The 16,866-nt window shown below is 59.3% G+C and carries 20 protein-coding genes; 9 read left to right on the top strand and 11 right to left on the bottom strand.

What is annotated here, in order from left to right; translation table 11 throughout:
- Positions 1-54 precede the first annotated feature (54 nt).
- The 5 genes from lptG to rsmA are packed head-to-tail and all read left to right on the top strand — an operon-like array spanning position 55 to position 6,362.
- Positions 55-1,155, top strand: coding sequence for an LPS export ABC transporter permease LptG (gene lptG / locus ACR0AG_RS16455; RefSeq protein ID WP_480840858.1), 1,101 nt, complete (start codon positions 55-57; stop codon positions 1,153-1,155).
- Positions 1,155-3,320, top strand: a complete 2,166-nt coding sequence (locus ACR0AG_RS16460; protein WP_480840860.1) for an LPS-assembly protein LptD — start codon at positions 1,155-1,157, stop codon at positions 3,318-3,320. Before lptG ends, ACR0AG_RS16460 begins: the two co-directional genes overlap by 1 nt.
- Positions 3,311-4,561, top strand: a complete 1,251-nt coding sequence (locus ACR0AG_RS16465; protein ID WP_480840862.1) for a peptidylprolyl isomerase — start codon at positions 3,311-3,313, stop codon at positions 4,559-4,561. The genes ACR0AG_RS16460 and ACR0AG_RS16465 overlap by 10 nt, the downstream gene beginning before the upstream one ends.
- Positions 4,558-5,523 (top strand): 4-hydroxythreonine-4-phosphate dehydrogenase PdxA, encoded by a 966-nt coding sequence (gene pdxA, locus ACR0AG_RS16470; RefSeq protein ID WP_480840864.1) that lies wholly within the window; start codon positions 4,558-4,560, stop codon positions 5,521-5,523. Before ACR0AG_RS16465 ends, pdxA begins: the two co-directional genes overlap by 4 nt.
- Complete coding sequence (gene rsmA, locus ACR0AG_RS16475; RefSeq protein ID WP_480840866.1) at positions 5,520-6,362, top strand: 16S rRNA (adenine(1518)-N(6)/adenine(1519)-N(6))-dimethyltransferase RsmA; 843 nt, start codon at positions 5,520-5,522, stop codon at positions 6,360-6,362. The genes pdxA and rsmA overlap by 4 nt, the downstream gene beginning before the upstream one ends.
- Positions 6,363-6,426: 64 nt before the next feature.
- On the opposite strand, the gene ACR0AG_RS16480 is transcribed toward rsmA, so the two are convergent.
- The 3 genes from ACR0AG_RS16480 to prfA all read right to left on the bottom strand — a co-directional run bounded on the left by ACR0AG_RS16480 (position 6,427) and on the right by prfA (position 9,145).
- On the bottom strand, positions 6,427-7,008 hold the full coding sequence (locus ACR0AG_RS16480) for a DUF4167 domain-containing protein (RefSeq protein ID WP_480840868.1): 582 nt from the start codon (positions 7,006-7,008) through the stop codon (positions 6,427-6,429).
- Between the two features lie 239 nt (positions 7,009-7,247).
- Positions 7,248-8,093 (bottom strand): peptide chain release factor N(5)-glutamine methyltransferase, encoded by an 846-nt coding sequence (prmC, locus tag ACR0AG_RS16485; protein WP_480840870.1) that lies wholly within the window; start codon positions 8,091-8,093, stop codon positions 7,248-7,250.
- Entirely contained in the window at positions 8,090-9,145 is a 1,056-nt protein-coding gene (gene prfA, locus ACR0AG_RS16490; protein WP_170715937.1) for a peptide chain release factor 1, read from the bottom strand. The genes prmC and prfA overlap by 4 nt, the downstream gene beginning before the upstream one ends.
- Positions 9,146-9,208: 63 nt before the next feature.
- On the opposite strand from prfA, the gene ACR0AG_RS16495 reads away from it, so the two are divergent.
- Entirely contained in the window at positions 9,209-9,490 is a 282-nt protein-coding gene (locus ACR0AG_RS16495) for a hypothetical protein (RefSeq protein ID WP_480840872.1), read from the top strand.
- A gap of 80 nt (positions 9,491-9,570) precedes the next feature.
- Here the strand turns inward: ACR0AG_RS16495 and ACR0AG_RS16500 are convergent, their stop codons facing one another.
- The 5 genes from ACR0AG_RS16500 to ACR0AG_RS16520 all read right to left on the bottom strand — a co-directional run bounded on the left by ACR0AG_RS16500 (position 9,571) and on the right by ACR0AG_RS16520 (position 13,535).
- Complete coding sequence (locus ACR0AG_RS16500) at positions 9,571-9,843, bottom strand: DUF6404 family protein (protein ID WP_480840874.1); 273 nt, start codon at positions 9,841-9,843, stop codon at positions 9,571-9,573.
- Positions 9,844-9,866: 23 nt separating this feature from the next.
- Positions 9,867-10,274 carry a DUF1499 domain-containing protein gene (locus ACR0AG_RS16505; protein WP_480840876.1) on the bottom strand — a complete coding sequence of 136 codons (408 nt, stop codon included), beginning with the start codon at positions 10,272-10,274 and terminating at the stop codon, positions 9,867-9,869.
- Positions 10,275-10,349: 75 nt separating this feature from the next.
- A complete protein-coding gene (gene speB / locus ACR0AG_RS16510; RefSeq protein WP_480840878.1) occupies positions 10,350-11,297 on the bottom strand; it encodes an agmatinase in 948 nt (315 codons plus the stop codon).
- Positions 11,298-11,384: 87 nt separating this feature from the next.
- Complete coding sequence (speB, locus tag ACR0AG_RS16515; protein WP_480840880.1) at positions 11,385-12,347, bottom strand: agmatinase; 963 nt, start codon at positions 12,345-12,347, stop codon at positions 11,385-11,387.
- An 18-nt stretch (positions 12,348-12,365) separates the two neighbouring features.
- Entirely contained in the window at positions 12,366-13,535 is a 1,170-nt protein-coding gene (locus tag ACR0AG_RS16520; RefSeq protein WP_480840882.1) for a M20 aminoacylase family protein, read from the bottom strand.
- 66 nt (positions 13,536-13,601) lie between these two features.
- Between ACR0AG_RS16520 and mazG the strand changes: the two genes are divergently transcribed.
- From mazG to ACR0AG_RS16535, 3 genes are all read left to right on the top strand, one after another.
- Positions 13,602-14,453 carry a nucleoside triphosphate pyrophosphohydrolase gene (mazG, locus tag ACR0AG_RS16525; RefSeq protein ID WP_480840894.1) on the top strand — a complete coding sequence of 284 codons (852 nt, stop codon included), beginning with the start codon at positions 13,602-13,604 and terminating at the stop codon, positions 14,451-14,453.
- A gap of 70 nt (positions 14,454-14,523) precedes the next feature.
- Positions 14,524-15,465 (top strand): nucleoside hydrolase, encoded by a 942-nt coding sequence (locus ACR0AG_RS16530; RefSeq protein ID WP_480840884.1) that lies wholly within the window; start codon positions 14,524-14,526, stop codon positions 15,463-15,465.
- Positions 15,462-15,911, top strand: a complete 450-nt coding sequence (locus ACR0AG_RS16535) for a GNAT family N-acetyltransferase (RefSeq protein ID WP_480840886.1) — start codon at positions 15,462-15,464, stop codon at positions 15,909-15,911. Before ACR0AG_RS16530 ends, ACR0AG_RS16535 begins: the two co-directional genes overlap by 4 nt.
- On the opposite strand, the gene ACR0AG_RS16540 is transcribed toward ACR0AG_RS16535, so the two are convergent.
- From ACR0AG_RS16540 to ACR0AG_RS16550, 3 genes are all read right to left on the bottom strand, one after another.
- Entirely contained in the window at positions 15,908-16,075 is a 168-nt protein-coding gene (locus tag ACR0AG_RS16540) for a hypothetical protein (RefSeq protein ID WP_480840888.1), read from the bottom strand. The two genes, ACR0AG_RS16535 and ACR0AG_RS16540, sit on opposite strands and share 4 nt — an antisense overlap.
- Before the next feature lie 139 nt (positions 16,076-16,214).
- Positions 16,215-16,529 (bottom strand): hypothetical protein, encoded by a 315-nt coding sequence (locus tag ACR0AG_RS16545; protein ID WP_480840890.1) that lies wholly within the window; start codon positions 16,527-16,529, stop codon positions 16,215-16,217.
- Positions 16,530-16,741: 212 nt separating this feature from the next.
- The coding region (locus ACR0AG_RS16550) for a hypothetical protein (protein ID WP_480840897.1) at positions 16,742-16,866 on the bottom strand (125 nt) is incomplete at its 5' end.

Raw genomic sequence — 16,866 nt, forward strand, 5'->3', positions numbered from 1 at the left:
TCAGGAAACCAACGAGTGATTCCCGGAAGTCACCAGTCGACGAGGACATATTAAGTGATCCTCGACCGTTACTTTGCCCGACGTTTTGTTCAAAATTTCCTTGTGATCGGCGGTATTTTTCTGACGCTGATGATGCTGATCGACCTGATCGAACAAGTCCGCCGCCACGACGATGCTGACCTGTCGTTTGGGCAGCTGATCCGGTTGACCCTGCTGAACACGCCCGCCGCCATTAGCGAGATGCTGCCGCTCTTGATGATTTTGACGACCATCGCGCTGTTTGTCGGGCTGGCGCGCAGTTCCGAACTTGTGGTGACCCGTGCCATTGGCCGGTCAGGGATTCGCGCTCTGGCAGCGCCGGTCGTTCTTGCGCTGATCATCGGGGCGCTTGCGGTGAGCTTGCTCAACCCCATCGCAGCGGCGACCTCCGAGGAGTATCAGCGGCTGTCGGAAAGCTATCGCAACAATGGGGGTTCGACCCTTTCAGTCAGTCGCGAAGGCATCTGGCTGCGGCAGGGGTCTGCCGCCGGGCAATCCGTGATCCACGCCAAAGGCACGCTGAACGGAGACAAATTCGGGCTGCGCAACGTGACGATCACCGCCTTCGACCCTGACGGCAAACCGATTGAACAGATCATCGCCAAAGAGGCCGAGCTGGATACAGGGCATTGGACCTTACACCAAGCCAAGGTCTGGACCCTGCAGGACGATCTGAACCCCGAAACCAGCGCTGTCTCTCATGACACACTGGAATTGCCAACCAGCCTGACACGAGACCGCATTGTGGACCGGCTTGGCCAACAGAACTCGGTCTCGGTCTATGATCTGCCGCAGCTTATCCGCGATCTGCGCGAGGCAGGCTTTTCCACCAAACAATACGAGGTCTGGCTGCAGGTTCAGCTGGCCCGGCCGATCTTTCTGGTCTCGATGGTTCTGATCGGGGCGGCATTCACCATGCGTCACGTGCGCTTTGGCGGAACGGGTATCGCGGTGCTGACCGCTGTACTGTCGGGGTTTGCCATCTATTTCGTGCGCAACTTTGCGCAGATCCTCGGGGAAAACGGGCAGTTGCCCATTTTGGTTGCGGCCTGGGCGCCACCCTTCTCGGCCATCTTGCTCTCTCTTGGCCTGCTTCTACATGCGGAGGACGGCTGATGCGATTTATTCTGCCCCTTCTCCTCAGCACCGCCCTAGCCACATCGCTTCCGGTCATGACCGCTGCACAATCCGGCGCTGATGCCTCTGACGCAGCAGCTCAGGATGCCGGGCAAGAACAACCCGCCCTGCTGGTCGCGGACCAGATCTTTATTTCTCCGGACCGCAAGCTGGTTGCCGAAGGCAATGTCGAGGCCTTCCAGGGCGACGTCAAACTGACCGCTGAACGCGTCACATATGATCGCGAGACCGGTGCGTTGACCATCGAAGGACCGATCCGCATCGACCAGGGCGGGCGTACCACCCTGCTGGCGGATTCGGCCGAGCTGGACAGTGGCATTCAAAACGGCCTTTTGACCGGCGCGCGCATGGTGTTCGACCAGCAGGTTCAGATCGCCGCTGTTCAGGCCACACGCGCCGCAGGGCGTTATACGCAATTCAGCAAGGTCGCCGCCACATCCTGTCAGGTCTGCGAAGATGGGAGACCGCCGCTCTGGCAAATCCGCGCCCGCAAGGTCACACATGATCAGCTGGAACAGCAGCTTTATTTTGAAGGGGCGCAGTTTCGGGTATTGGATGTCCCGCTGTTCTATTTCCCGGTGTTGCGTCTGCCTGATCCGACGCTTGAACGCGCGACGGGATTTCTGGTGCCGTCGATCCGCACCACCTCGCAATTGGGAACCGGGGTTCAGGTGCCCTATTTCATCCGACTGGGCGATCACAAGGACCTGACGCTGACGCCCTATGTGTCGCCCAAAACGCGCACCCTGGGCTTTCGCTATCGCCAGGCTTTCAAAAGAGGCAACATTCGCCTGCGCGGTGCCTATACGCGTGACGACCTGATCCCTGATGACTATCGTGGTTACTTCTTTGCAGACGGTCGGTTTGCCCTGAACAATGATTTCAAGCTGAGCTTTGATATTCAAACCACCTCGGACGATGCCTATCTGGCCGATTATGGCCTGCCCGATTTTGACCGCCTCAGAAGCGAAATCGCGCTGGAGCGGATCAAGCGGGACACTGCGTTCAGAACCAGCTTTATCCATTTCCAATCTCTGCGTGACAGCGAACCCCAGGATGAAATCCCGTCGCGCGTTTTCGATCTCAACTATCGCAAACGTTTCTTCCCGACCGGTATTGGCGGCGAGGTTCAACTGGCCTTCATCGGTCATGCCCATGAACGCACCAGCGACGAAGATATCGTCGGGCGTGACGTCGCCCGCGCCACATTCGATGCCGAGTGGCTGCGCAGCTGGACCTTCACCAGCGGGTTGCGCGCAGATGTGGAGCTTGGTGCTTCGGTCGATACGTTCGACATTCGCAACGACAGCGAGTTTCCCGACAATGTCACCCGGTCCACCCCCAGGGCCGCTTTGACCCTGCGCTATCCGATGACGCGGCGCGAAGCCTCGGGCGCGACGCAATTTCTGGAACCCATTGCTCAGATCGGCTGGACCCATGTGTCCGATACGGACGTGCCCAACGACGAAAGCACGTTTCAGGAGTTCGACCAGGGCAACCTGTTGTCCCTGTCCCGCTTTCCTGCCGAAGACCGCCGCGAAAGCGCGGCGACCGCAGTCATCGGTCTGAATTGGGCGCGATACAACGCCGAAGGCTGGGAAGCACTGGCCACCGTCGGTCAAGTGTTCCGGTCAGAAGCGGACCCCGACTTTACCCTGACATCCGGCCTTCAGGGCACGACCTCGGACCTGTTGCTTGCCGGTCAGTTGAGAAATGGCAAAGGCCTGACCTTGGCGGCGCGCGGCTTGCTCGACAGCGACTTCAGCTTCAGTAAGGCCGAACTACGCGCGGCCTATGTGAAAGAGAGATATGCGCTGAGCGGCGGCTATATCTGGCTGGAACCTGATCCGGCCGAAACCGGTGGCGATCAGGTATCGGAACTTCGGGTTGCCGGCCGGTACACCATCGACGAAAACTGGCAGACAACCGCGAATGCACGCTATGATTTCAGCGAATCCGAACCCATCCGAGCGGGTTTCGGGCTGACCTACAGTAACCAATGCGTGCGAGTAAATGTGAACGTCAGCAGACGGTTTACTTCAACATCTAGTATTGAGCCTACGACGGAATTCGGCTTTACCCTAGCTCTGACCGGCTATTCCGTCGACGGTGGTGATAAAAAGTACAAAAAGACATGCAGTTGATTACAGCACTAACGAACCTTCTCGGCCAAACACGACGCAATGCGTTGTTTGGGATCTGTGCCGCATCCTGTCTGGGCGCGGCACCGGCGGCATTGGGCCAAAGCCTGTTTTCGCCTGCGATCCGGGTCAATCAGGATATCGTGACGTGGTACGAGCTGGATCAGCGGCAACAATTTCTGGAATTGCTGGGCGTTCCCGGCAGTTCTGACGCCGAAGTGCGGCGCGCGTTGATCGACGACCGTCTGCGCAAACAAGCCATGCAAGAGGCCGGCATCGAGGCCGCACCCGAAGACGTGCAGGCCGGGATCGACGAATTCGCCGCGCGCGGGAACCTGTCCTCGGACCAATTTCTGCAATTGCTGAGCGATGCGGGCGTGTCGCCCGAAACCGTGCGCGACTTTGTTACCGACCAGTTGTCCTGGCGCGACTATGTCAGCGCGCGCTTTATCTCGCAGGCCCGCCCAACGGACGACGAAATCAATCGCGCCCTGGGTCAGAGCGGCGGCGGCGGTCTGCAGGTTCTTCTTTCCGAAATCATCATTCCGGTGACACCGCAAACCCTGGCACAGGCCGAAGCGCTTGCGGAAGAGATCTCGCGCGTGTCCGGGTTCGACGCCTTCTCCTCGGCGGCCATACAGTATTCAGCAGCAGCGACACGCGAAAACGGCGGACGCCTGGACTGGTTGTCTGTGGCCAACCTGCCGCCTGCCCTGCAACCGCTTATTCTGGGCCTGAAAAAGGGCGAGATATCTGATCCGATCACCCTGCCGAATGCTGTCGCCCTGTTCCAGCTGCGCGACCTGCGCGAAGTTGCGACCCAGCAACCGAGGTTTTCCAGCATCGACTATGCGATCTATTATCTGCCCGGCGGGCGGAGCGCCGAGACGCTTGCGACAGCGCGCACGCTGACCGAACAGATCGATACCTGTGATGATCTTTATGGCATCGCCAAAGATCAGCCGCCCGAAGTGCTGGAGCGTATCTCGGCCAACCCGTCCGAAATCCCCCGCGACGTGGCGCTTGAACTGGCCAAGCTGGACCCGAACGAGGTCTCGACAACACTGACCCGCAACAACGGCCAGACGCTGATGTTCCTGATGCTGTGCAATCGCACCCGTGATCTGGGCGAGGAAACCACGCGCCTGGACGTGGCCAACGCGTTGACCCAGCAGCGGTTGCAAGCCTTCGCCGACAGTTTGCTGGAACAGTTGCGGGCCGACGCGATCATCATTGAACAATGACCAAACCCATCGCGCTGAGCTGTGGTGAACCTTCGGGCATTGGCCCCGAGATCGCGGCCAAGGCTTGGGCAGAACTGCGCGAGACCTGCCCTTTTGCCTATATTGGTGACATCACTCACTTGCCTGCAGGCACACCTGTCAAAAAGATTGACGATCTGAGCGAAGCCATCGCAATCAGCGCCGACGCCTTGCCGGTCATCCACACCGCGTTTCCCGCACCCAACGTATTGGGACAGCCTGACCCCGCCAACGCCCCCTCGGTCATCGACGCGATCGAGATGGGGGTTTCGCTTGTCAGGTCCGGCCAGGCCTCGGCCCTGTGCACCGCGCCCATCCACAAGAAAGCCCTGATCGATGGCGCCGGTTTTTCCTATCCCGGCCATACCGAGTTTCTGGCGGCCTTGGCGGGATGCAAACAGGTTGTCATGATGCTGGCCAGCGACCAGTTGCGGGTTGTACCGGCAACCATCCATATTCCGCTATCACAGGTGATTTCCACCCTGACGCCGCAAATATTGACGGATACGATTGAGATCACGGCAGAGGGGTTGCGCAAGCAATTTGGTATCGAACACCCCCGGATCGCGGTTGCAGGGCTTAACCCTCACGCAGGCGAAGGTGGCAAGATCGGAACCGAAGAGATGGACTGGATCGCGCCCCTACTGCAATCGATGACACATCCGGATTATACCGTCACCGGACCGCACCCAGCGGATACGATGTTTCATGCCGCCGCGCGCCGTAACTATGATGCGGCGATTGCGATGTATCACGATCAGGCGCTGATCCCGATCAAGACGCTGGATTTCGACCGTGGGGTCAACGTGACGCTTGGCCTGCCGTTCATTCGCACCTCTCCCGATCACGGGACCGCGCTGGATATCGCTGGGCAAGGCATTGCCAACCCGCAAAGCCTGATCGAAGCGCTGAAACTGGCGCAGAAAATGGCAGCCGCGTCATGAGCGCCATCGATACGCTGCCCCCCCTGCGCGAGGTGATCGCGACGCATCAGCTGTCGGCCCGCAAATCCCTGGGGCAGAACTTTCTGCTCGATTTGAACCTAACCGCCAAGATCGCGCGGCAGGCAGGCGACCTCAGCACCTGTGACGTGTTGGAAATCGGCCCCGGCCCCGGCGGCCTGACGCGGGGTCTGCTGGCCGAAGGCGCGCGCCGCGTTGTGGCCGTGGAAAAAGACACCCGCTGCATCGCCGCGCTGGAACAGATCGCCGCAGCCTATCCCAACCGTTTGCAGGTCATCAACGGCGACGCGCTTGAAATCGATCCGCTGCAGCACCTGACGCCCCCGATCCGGGTCGCGGCCAATTTGCCCTATAATGTCGGAACCGAGCTTTTGGTGCGCTGGCTGACGCCGTCGGAATGGCCGCCGTTCTGGCAGAGCCTGACCCTGATGTTTCAGCGCGAAGTGGCCGAGCGGATCGTGGCGCAACCGGGCAGCAAAGCCTATGGCCGCTTGGCCATCCTGGCCCAATGGCGGACCGATGCACGCATCGCAATGTCATTACCGCCCGGGGCCTTCACCCCGCCGCCCAAGGTCTCAAGCGCCGTGGTCCATCTGACCGCCCTGCCCGAACCGCGCTTTCCTGCGGACCCGGCGACCTTGTCCCGTGTCGTCGCAGCCGCGTTCAATCAAAGGCGAAAGATGCTACGCGCCTCGCTCAAGGGCATTGCACCGGACATCGAAGATCACCTGATCGCGGCGGGCATCAAACCGACCGAGCGGGCCGAACAGGTTCCGCTTGAAGCGTTTTGTGCGCTGGCGCGCAGCGTCAAACAAGCATAGCTTCTGACGCCCAAAGAAAAACCCGGCTCAATGGCCGGGTCTTTTTGTTACCTAAACTCTAGCGCTATTCCGCAGCTTCCGGCGTGTCTCCGTTATCCGCGGGCGCCTTTTGTTCGGGTGCGGCTTTGGGCTTGCGCGTGCGTGGGCGCCGGGCCGGTTTTTCGCGTTTCTCGGGCACGTCGGTCGCAGCATCCGTATCTTTGTTCTCGGGCGTTTCGACCAGACCGGATTCCGGTGCGGCGGTTTCCGATGAAAGATCCATGACATCCGGCTGCGGCGCTTCGGCCGGGTCCGCCTGGCGCGCGGCTTCGCGTTCTTGCCGTTCGGCGCGCTCGCGGTCGCGTTCGGCCTGGCGCTCGCGGTTCTGGCGCTCCTGCTCTTCGCGGCGCGCTTCCATTTCGCGCTGCGCTTCGCTGAGCAGTCTCAGGTAGTGTTCCGCGTGCTGCTGAAAGTTCTCAGCCGCCACACGGTCGTTGGACAGCTGCGCGTCGCGCGCCAACTGATTATACTTGTCGATAATCTGCTGCGGCGTACCACGCACCTTGCCCTCGGGGCCGGAGCTGTCAAAAACCCGGTTTACGACATTTCCGCCAGAGGGGCGATTTCGGTTGTTCTTGGCCCGCGAGCGGGATTTTGAAGATCTCATCTTACTATTCGTCAGCCTTGTCATTCACTGTCGATCAACCCGAAGCTTACGCCGCTGAATGGCAGATGCCGTTACGGGTGCGCGACTTTTTGGGCTTGGCGTCAGGGGTGCGCTGGAACAGCGTCAGCCTCTCTGACTACCCCCGAGTAAACATGTCCTGCGCGTTCACACAAGGGGGTATGACCGATTTTCGCAGCTTTTTTACCACGACCGGCGTTTTTCAGCCTCATCGCGGCGCCCTAGCTCGGCATTCTGGCCCGGATGACTCTGTCGCGCCCATCCATATCCGGAATCGTGCATATATCCGACAGTCCCGCCGCATCAAACAACGCCGATACGGCGTTCGCCTGTGTGGGGCCGACCTCGACAAGAATACGGCCCGAAGGCAGCAGAAAATCCGGCGCCGCCGCAGCGATCTGGCGATAGGCGCCCAGCCCGTCGCCCTCATCCGTCAATGCCATGCGCGGCTCATGCTCGCGCACTTCGGGCGACAACGTCTGCATCTCGGATGCCGAGATATAGGGTGGGTTTGACACGATCAGATCGAATTTCTCATCCGTGGCGTCAAACCAGTCCGATTTCAGAATTTTGGCGCGGTCCTGCACCTGATGTTGCACCGCATTGGCGCTGGCCTGCAGGCAGGCGGCCTTGCTCAGGTCGACGCCTATGCCCGTGGCACTTTGGCGTTCGGCCAGCAACGTAACCAGAATGCATCCCGATCCGGTACCCAAGTCCAAAACATGATCAAAGGGCTCGCTCAGCGCAGCTTCGATCAGAATTTCGGTTTCGGGCCGCGGGTCCAGAACTTCGCGCGAGACCTGAAACCGTCGACCATAGAATTCGCGTTCACCCAACAGATGTGACACCGGAACGCGGATCGAGCGCAAGGACACCAATTGGTCATAGCGTTCCGCGATGTCAGGAGCCAGTTCCTCGGGCGCGATCAGGGTCACACGGCTGGCCTCAATCCGGGCTGCGTGCGCCAGCAAAAGCCGCGCATCCCGCGCCGGGTCAGGAACCCCAGCCGCCCGAAGCCTGGCCGTTGCCGCGACCATGGCCTGTGCCGCGGTCAATGCCGCGATCATTGCGCCATCTCGGCCAGCAGCCGTGCCTGATCATCGGCGGTCAGCGCGTCGATGACCTCATCCAGATCGCCTTGCATCACCTGATCCAACTTATAGAGCGTCAGGTTGATCCGATGATCCGTCATCCGCCCTTGCGGGAAATTATACGTCCGAATGCGTTCGGATCGGTCGCCCGAGCCGACTTGACTGGCGCGATCCGCTGAACGCTCGCTGTCGATCCGTTGACGCTCCAGATCGTAGAGGCGCGTTTTCAGAACCTGCATCGCGATCTCACGGTTGCGATGCTGGGATTTCTCTGAGCTCGTCACCACGATACCGCTGGGCAAGTGCGTGATCCGCACCGCCGAGTCCGTCGTGTTCACGTGCTGACCACCCGCGCCCGAACTGCGCATGGTGTCGATCCTGATATCGTTGGCATCAATCTGGATGTCCACATCTTCAGCCTCTGGCAGCACCGCCACCGTGGCCGCCGAGGTATGAATGCGTCCGCCACTTTCGGTTTCGGGCACACGCTGCACGCGGTGCACACCGGATTCGTATTTCATCCGCGCAAAGACATTGTCGCCCTTGATATGGGCCACGACCTCTTTGATGCCACCAAGATCTGAGGCCTGTTCTTCGATGATCTCGAACTGCCATCCGCGCGCCTCAGAGTATCGCTGATACATGCGCAGCAAATCTCCGGCGAACAGCGCTGCCTCGTCGCCCCCTGTTCCGGGGCGGATTTCCAGCATCGCAGGGCGCGCATCGGCCTCATCCCGGGGCAAAAGCGCCAGTTGCAACGCGCGTTCAGCCTGCGGGATCTGTGCCTGAAGCGTCGGGATCTCTTCTTCGGCCAATTCCTTCATATCCGGATCGGCGAGCATCGCCTGCGCCTCGGCCAGATCTGACACCAGTTGCCGCCACTCGGCGATCTGGTCGACCACCGGCTTGAGGTCCGAGTATTCTTTCGCCAGCACAGCGATATCGCCACCCGAGGCGCCATCGGCCATGGCGGCTTCGAGGTACTGGAAACGCTGCGTGATCTGTTCAAGTCGTTCTTCGGGGATCATCCCGGCGGTGTCTATCATCCGAGGGCTATGGTCAAGGGCCTGGCTTGTGCTAAGCTTCTTAGCATGAAACGGTTCACTTTGGTTTTGACCCTTCTCGCGACGCCCGGTTTGGCGGACTACATCGGCCCCGACGGCAAAACCCGCGATTGTTACTGCACCGATACCTCCGGCAGCCGGATCGAGCTGGGTGAGATGATCTGCTTGCAGGTCGATGGCCGGATGTTCACCGCGCAGTGCCAAATGTCCCTGAACGTCCCCATGTGGCGCGAGGTGCAGGAAGGGTGTTTGTCGTCGCGGTTGCAGAGCGAACCTGTGCCGCAGATGTCTCCTATCGACGCATTGTGATCGTTATAGGTCGTCCCAGCGACTGAGCTTATACTTTTTTCGGCCTTGGAACCGAGAGAGCGCACTAAACCCTGCCGGGATCATTCCGAGGAATATATAGAATAACGACATAGGAAAGAGGTTGAGCGTGCCAGGCCGCCACCCTTTTGCCAGTTTAGCCAAAAAATGAGCGCCCCAAGGTACAGAGCCTGGCAAAGGAAATTCTGCAATCCCGGCCTGTACCATAGCGGTCTGGGCTTTAGGCCAAGGCGTCTCAGGAATTTAAGACTGGGAGGCACTTTGCCGGCCTTCCAAATTTCGGCGTTCGTCAATTCAATAGCTGCGCGTTCAAACTTTCTCTCATAGTCGGTCATGACACCTATATGGGAATTGATTGTTATTTTTCAAACTTTTGCAGCTTGTCCAACCAACCCTCAACCCGCGCCTTGTTCACGCCGAAGTCTGATCCTCCAAACCGCAATCGTCCATAGATGCGCAAGGTATCCCCGTCCTGTTGCGCGGTCGTGTAGTCTGGAAAGCCGAACACTTTGGTGCGCGTGACATAGGTGATCATTCCCTCCGGCACCGATCCGGCCAGAACGACGGTGCGCGGGGTTTCCTTGGCAATAGCATCCAACAGCGACAGGCCATCGGGGCCCGTTTTGACAAGCCGAATGACGCCCCCTTTCAGGTCGCGATCCGCATCGCCAACCGGCGCGACATGCCAATGGTCCGGGTTGGATGGCGCCAGCCGGACATACGCACCCGCCAGCACCGCGATACCCAGAAGCAGCCAGAGCAACATTTTTCTCATCCCGCGTTCAGTCTCAAGACTTACATTATGCTGAGTCCGGCTTGGGGCAAGGCATGGCTTGACCCCCTACCGTGACGTCACGCCGGGCAGAATGCACAACAGCTCAAACAAGATGTTGGCCGCCGTCAATGCCGTGTTGCCCGAAGGATCATAAGGTGGCGAGACCTCGACCAGGTCGCACCCCACAACTTTGACACCCTGCAACGCATGGATCAGTTGCAACGCCTGCGGGGTTGTCAGCCCGCCGATCTCGGGCGTGCCAGTGCCGGGGGCGTAAGACGGATCAAGGCTGTCGATATCATAGGTGATATAGACCGGGTGATCGCCGATGGTCTTGCGGATTTGCGAACCGATCTCAGTCAGGTTCTGCTGCCACAGCTCCCATGCCGGGAACTGGCGAAAGCCCCAGCCCTGTGCCTCGGTAAAGTCATCGGCGGCATAGCCCGAGCCACGGATGCCGATCTGGTACGTCTTTTCCGGAACGATCAGCTTTTCCTCATAGGCGCGGCGAAAGACGGTTCCATGGGTTTCCCGTTCGCCAAACATCTCATCGTTCACATCCGCATGGGCGTCGACGTGGATCAGCGCCACCGGGCCGTGCTTGGCCGCAATCGCCCGCAGGATGGGCAACGTGATCGAGTGATCGCCGCCCATCGCCACCGGAATAACCGCCTGTTCCAGAATGCCGTCATAACTGTCTTTGATGATCGACAGGCTGTCGGACAGCGAAAACGTGTTGATCGCCAGATCCCCGATATCCGCGATTTGCAGACTGTCGAACGGCGCCGCCTTTGTCGCCATGTTATAGGGCCGGATCATCGCGCTTTCACTGCGGATCTGCTTGGGTCCGAACCGCGTGCCGGAGCGCCAGGAGGTGCCGATATCCATCGGAATACCCAGAACCGCCACATCAAGACCCGCCAAGGACGCTGCCTGAGGCAGGCGCATGAACGTATTGGGCCCCGAAAACCGCGCCAGATCATTGCCGCCAATTGGTTGATTGAACTCAGTCATTTTCTTCCATCCCGCCTGATCACCTTACTCAGCGAATACCGGAACTATGGCTAACCAATGGTTAATACCTGCACATTTCGTTAAGCCTCATACCAGTTTGTTCCACCCCAACAGGCAGATGATCTGGGTCGCGGCATGTGCGCCGGCAATGGCTGTGGCGCCTGAGGTGTCATAGGGGGGTGAGACCTCGACCACGTCGCCGCCTTTGATATTGATCCCCGCAATGTCGCGCAGAATAATATCGGCCTGGATTGAGCTCAGACCACCCCAGACCGGAGTTCCCGTCCCCGGCGCGAAAGCGGGGTCCAGGCAATCAATGTCGAATGTCAGGTAGACCGGATTGTCGCCCAAAATACCCTTGATCTTTTGCGCCACCGCGGCAGGACCGGATTCGTAAACCTCGCGGGCGTCGATGATGTTGACGCCCAGCGTGTCGTCATTTGTCGTGCGAATCCCCACCTGAACCGAGCGCGCCGGGTCCACAATCCCCGACTTGACCGCCTTGTAGAACATCGTCCCATGGTCCACACGGTCCATATTGTCATCGGCCCATGTGTCCGTATGCGCATCGAATTGCAGCAAGGACATGGGGCCATATTTCTCGGCATAGGCTTTCAGGATGGGAAAGCTGACATAGTGATCGCCCCCCAATGCGACTGAGGCCACATCCGCGGCCAGAATGGTGCGTATATGGTCCGTCAGCGTATTGGGAAATTCCGGGATATTGGCATAGTCAAAAGCCAGATCGCCATAATCGACAATGGCCAGCTCGCTCAGCGCTCCGAAGGGCCAGTCATAGGGTTCATCGGGGGATTGCAGAGTGCTGGCCTCACGGATCGCGCGGGGGCCAAGCCGCGTGCCGGGACGGTTGGTTACCGCCTGGTCGAACGGTATGCCGGTCACTGCGATGTCAACGCCGTTCAGGTCCTTGGTGTACAAACGCCGCAGGAACGAGGTTGCGCCTCCGAATGTGTTTTCATGCGAAACGCCCTTGAGATCGGGGTTGGTAAATGCCTCGTCCACAAAGTTCTTTGAGTCTTCCAGTGCCATTCGAAGTCGTCCCTGTATTTACTGTTCGTTCAGCGGCTGTGCCTTTTCAACGAGCCGGGCAAAGAAGGATGCCCCGACCGGTGCGATCTGATCGTTGAAATTGTATTTCGGGTGGTGCAGCCCGGCCCCATCCCCCTGCCCCAGAAACAGATACGCCCCGGGGCGCGCCTGCAGCATGTACGAGAAATCCTCTGCCCCCATCTCGCGCCCGGCATCTGCAACCACACGCTCGGATCCCGACACGTCTCGGGCCACCTCGGCGGCAAAAGCCGTTTTTGCCGCGTCATTGATCGTGGCGGGATAGCCGACCTGATAATCCAACCGCGCCTCAACGCCGTAGGACACCGCCTGTCCCTGAACGATCTGGGCCATCCGGTCCTGCACCATTTTCTGAACCTCCGGATCAAAGGTGCGAACCGTGCCGTTGATATAGGCCGTATCCGGGATCACGTTGTTGACCGTACCGGTATGTATCTGCGTCACCGACACGACCAGATCGTCCAGCGCAAAATGATTGCGGCTGACGATGGTCTGAATAGCTTGCGCGATGCCACAGGCCGCCATCACCGGGTCTTTGGTCTCATGCGGCATAGCGCCATGACCGCCAACGCCCTGAATGTGAATCTCGAACGTATCCACCGCCGCCATCAGCGGTCCCGGTGTGGTCTGGAACGTCCCCTCGGGACGCCCGGGAGTGTTATGGATCCCATAGACCTGTGTGATGTCGAACCGGTCCATGACGCCCTCTTGCACCATGATGTCGGCGCCTCCGCCCTCTTCTTCGGCGGGCTGAAAAATCAGCGCCACGCGGCCTGCGAAATTGCGTGTTTCAGCCAGATACCGCGCTGCGCCCAACAGCATCGTCGTGTGCCCGTCATGCCCGCAAGCATGCATCTTACCGAGGTTCTTTGAGGCGTAAGGCACACCGGTTTCTTCGGGGATCGGCAAGGCATCCATGTCGGCCCGCAATCCGATCGTGGGCCCCGCGCCCTGCCCGTTAATGATCGCCACGATGCCGGTTTTGGCGATCCCTTCATGCAGCTCATCGACGCCGAATTCCCGCAGGCGATCCGCTACAAAGGCCGCTGTTTCAAAACACTCAAACTCAAGCTCTGGGATCGAATGCAGGTGCTGACGCCATTCGGTCATGTCAGCGGCGTAATCGGCAATTCGGTTCACGACGGGCATAGGGGGTGGACTCCTGATCGGGACTGCGGAATGGATGCATCTGACACTGGAATGAAAGGGTTCGCAATGGTCGAAAATCCTCTGATCCACGACCAAGACGCCGGGATCGAGCGTCTGCTGGAAATCATGCGCCGCCTGCGAGACCCGAAGTCCGGCTGCCCCTGGGATATCGAACAGGATTTCGCCACCATCGCCCCCTACACGATCGAGGAAGCCTATGAAGTCGCCGATGCCATCGAGCGCGAGGCCTATGATGAGTTGAAGGGCGAATTGGGCGATCTACTGTTCCAATCCGTTTTCCACGCGCAAATGGCCGAAGAGGCCGGGCATTTCACCTTTCAGGACGTGGTGCGCACCATGTCCGACAAGATGGTCGCCCGCCACCCGCATGTGTTCGGTGACGAATCCCGAGAAAAATCCGCCGAGCAGCAGACGCTGGATTGGGAAACGATCAAGGCAGCCGAACGCGCGGGCAAGGAACAAAAAGGCGCGCTGGACGGTGTGGCGGCCAACCTGCCGGCTCTGCTGCGCGCTCATAAGCTGCAGAAACGCGCCGCTCGTGTGGGGTTCGACTGGCCCGATGCCAGCCATGTATTGGCCAAAATCACCGAAGAAGCCGCCGAGCTGGAAGAAGCGCGCAATGCTAAAGATGCCGACGCGCTTGAGGACGAATTCGGCGACCTGCTGTTTGTGATGGTCAATCTGGGCCGTCATCTGGGGATCGAACCCGAGGCCGCCCTGCGCCGGACCAACGCGAAATTCACTCGCCGGTTCGAACAGGTCGAGGCGCGACTGGCCGCCCTGGGCAAAACCCCGTCACAAAGCGATCTAGCCGAAATGGACGCGCTGTGGGACGAGGTGAAAACCGAAGAACACCGCGCCAATGGCAAACTCCCGCCGGTGGACGCCCCGGCCTAGGCCAAAAACGGGTAGACAAGGGCCGGAACACTTGCGAGTGTCCCACCTTCACGACCCCCCGGAGACGACCATGCCCCCCCGCAAAATCATTATCGACACCGACCCCGGACAGGACGATGCCGTTGCCATCCTGCTGGCTTTTGCCAGCCCCGAAGAGATCGAGGTGCTGGGCATCACGGCCGTTGCGGGCAACGTCCCGCTTGCACTGACCGCCAAGAATGCGCGCATCGTCTGCGAACTGGCTGGTCACACAGATGTTCCGGTCTATGCCGGCTGCGACCGACCTCTCAAGCGGCCCTTGGTCACGGCTGAGCATGTGCATGGAAAAACCGGGCTCGATGGGCCTGTGCTGCCTGATCCCCAGATGCCTCTGACCGATGGTCACGCGGTGGATTTCATTATCGAAACCTTGCGCGCGCATGAGCCCGGCACGGTAACCCTGTGCCCACTGGGGCCACTGACAAATATCGCCACCGCCCTTCAAAAAGCACCCGACATTGTCGACCGCGTGCAGGAAATCGTTCTGATGGGCGGCGCGTATTTTGAGGTCGGCAACATCACCCCGGCAGCCGAATTCAACATCTACGTCGACCCCGAAGCGGCTGAAATCGTGTTCAAATCTGGCATTCATATCGTGGTCATGCCACTGGACGTCACCCATGACGCGCTGGTCACGCCGCATCGCAACGATGCGTTCCGGGCGCTGGACAGCAAAGTGGGCCACGCAGTCGCCGAAATGACGGACTTCTTCGAACGGTTCGACAAGGAAAAATACGGCTCCGAAGGCGCACCGCTGCACGATCCCTGCGTGACCGCCTACTTGATCCGACCCGATCTGTTTTCCGGCCGCCATATCAATGTTGAGATCGAAACCCAGTCCGACCTGACGCTGGGCATGACGGTCGCTGACTGGTGGCGGGTCACGGATCGCGCCCCGAACGCCATGTTCATGGGCGATGTCGACGCGTCTGGGTTCTTCGATCTGTTGACCGAAAGGCTGGCCCGGCTATGAGCGCGTCTCTTCGCCTTGCCCGCCCCGAAGATATTGACCGGCTCATGAGCCTGGTTTCGGCCTTTCACCAAGAGGCCGGCATCGCCCAGGACAGCGACAAGCGCCGCGATGCGCTTGCGCCCCTTCTGGAAGGTATTCCGCATGGTTGCGTCTATCTGATTGGCCCCGGACGTGCGCCGTTGGGTTATGCGATCCTGACCTTCGGTTGGTCCGTCGAGTTTGGCGGCATGGATGCATTCATTGACGAGATCTACATCCGACCCGCGGTGCGCAACCGTGGCATCGCCACCGAAGTGCTGCATGATCTGCCCAAAGCGCTGGCCGAAGCAGGCCTGACCGCCTTGCACCTTGAGGTCGATCGCACAAACGAGGCCGCACATAAACTGTATCTACGGTCCGGTTTCAAACCGCGCGAGCGTTACATGCTGATGAGCAAGCCGCTTTAGCGCGACAACGTCGTCATCGAGACACCCGGCATGTCCATATCCATGACTGGGTCCGTCGACGACGCTTTCATTCCTGAAACCGGATAGGTGCCCGGCCCCGCGCATGCGGCCAGACCTGTGACAGACAGAACGGAAAGTACCAGAAGGATTTTTGAAGCAGTCATCGCATTCTCCTTTCTGCAACACAGACAGGCTATGCGAGACATTGGCGTGCCCCATAGGAACAAGTTCACACATAATAGAATTTAAGCTGGGAATTCGCCTAAATCACTTTAACAAAACGTAAAACCGTTGGTCGGAACGTTAACAATTCACCTTCATGGTCCGTTCCATCTTGCTGAATTGTTTTTTCACGCGCTTGGGGTTGGGCAGGTTATTCAGACGGTCTGTCACGTTCTCACCTGTATACCAGGACTCAAACAACAGCGCCTTGATATCATCATCCAGAACCGCATCCGCGACGTTATAGGTACAGACACACTCGACCATTTCGATCTGTCCGCTGGGGTCGGATTCAATCAGCTTTTCGCAGATTTCCTGCGGCGTCCGTTCGGCCCAAGCCACCTGCGGCAGTGCCAACAAGACAAACAAACTGCATATGCGTTTCAAACCGGTCATCGAAATCTCCTTACCACTTAACCAAGTACAGCCGCGCCAATTTACAAGCGCAGGACCAAGGGCTTTGGTAGAAGGTTAGCGCGAAACGCCTGCAAGATCACGTAGAAGTCGCAGGATACCGCTTCGACATCTCAAACGCCGCAGAGAGTTTGGGTGTAACCAACCCAAAGAAGGGCCCGGTTCCTTACGGGGAACCGAGCCTTTCGTCTGCCCTACCGCTTCAAGATCGCGTTCCCCGCATATTCGGCGACTTCGCCGAGGGATTCTTCGATGCGGATGAGCTGGTTGTATTTGGCCAACCGGTCTGATCGCGCCAGTGAGCCGGTTTTGATCTGGC

Source organism: Ruegeria sp. H6 (assembly GCF_056532975.1).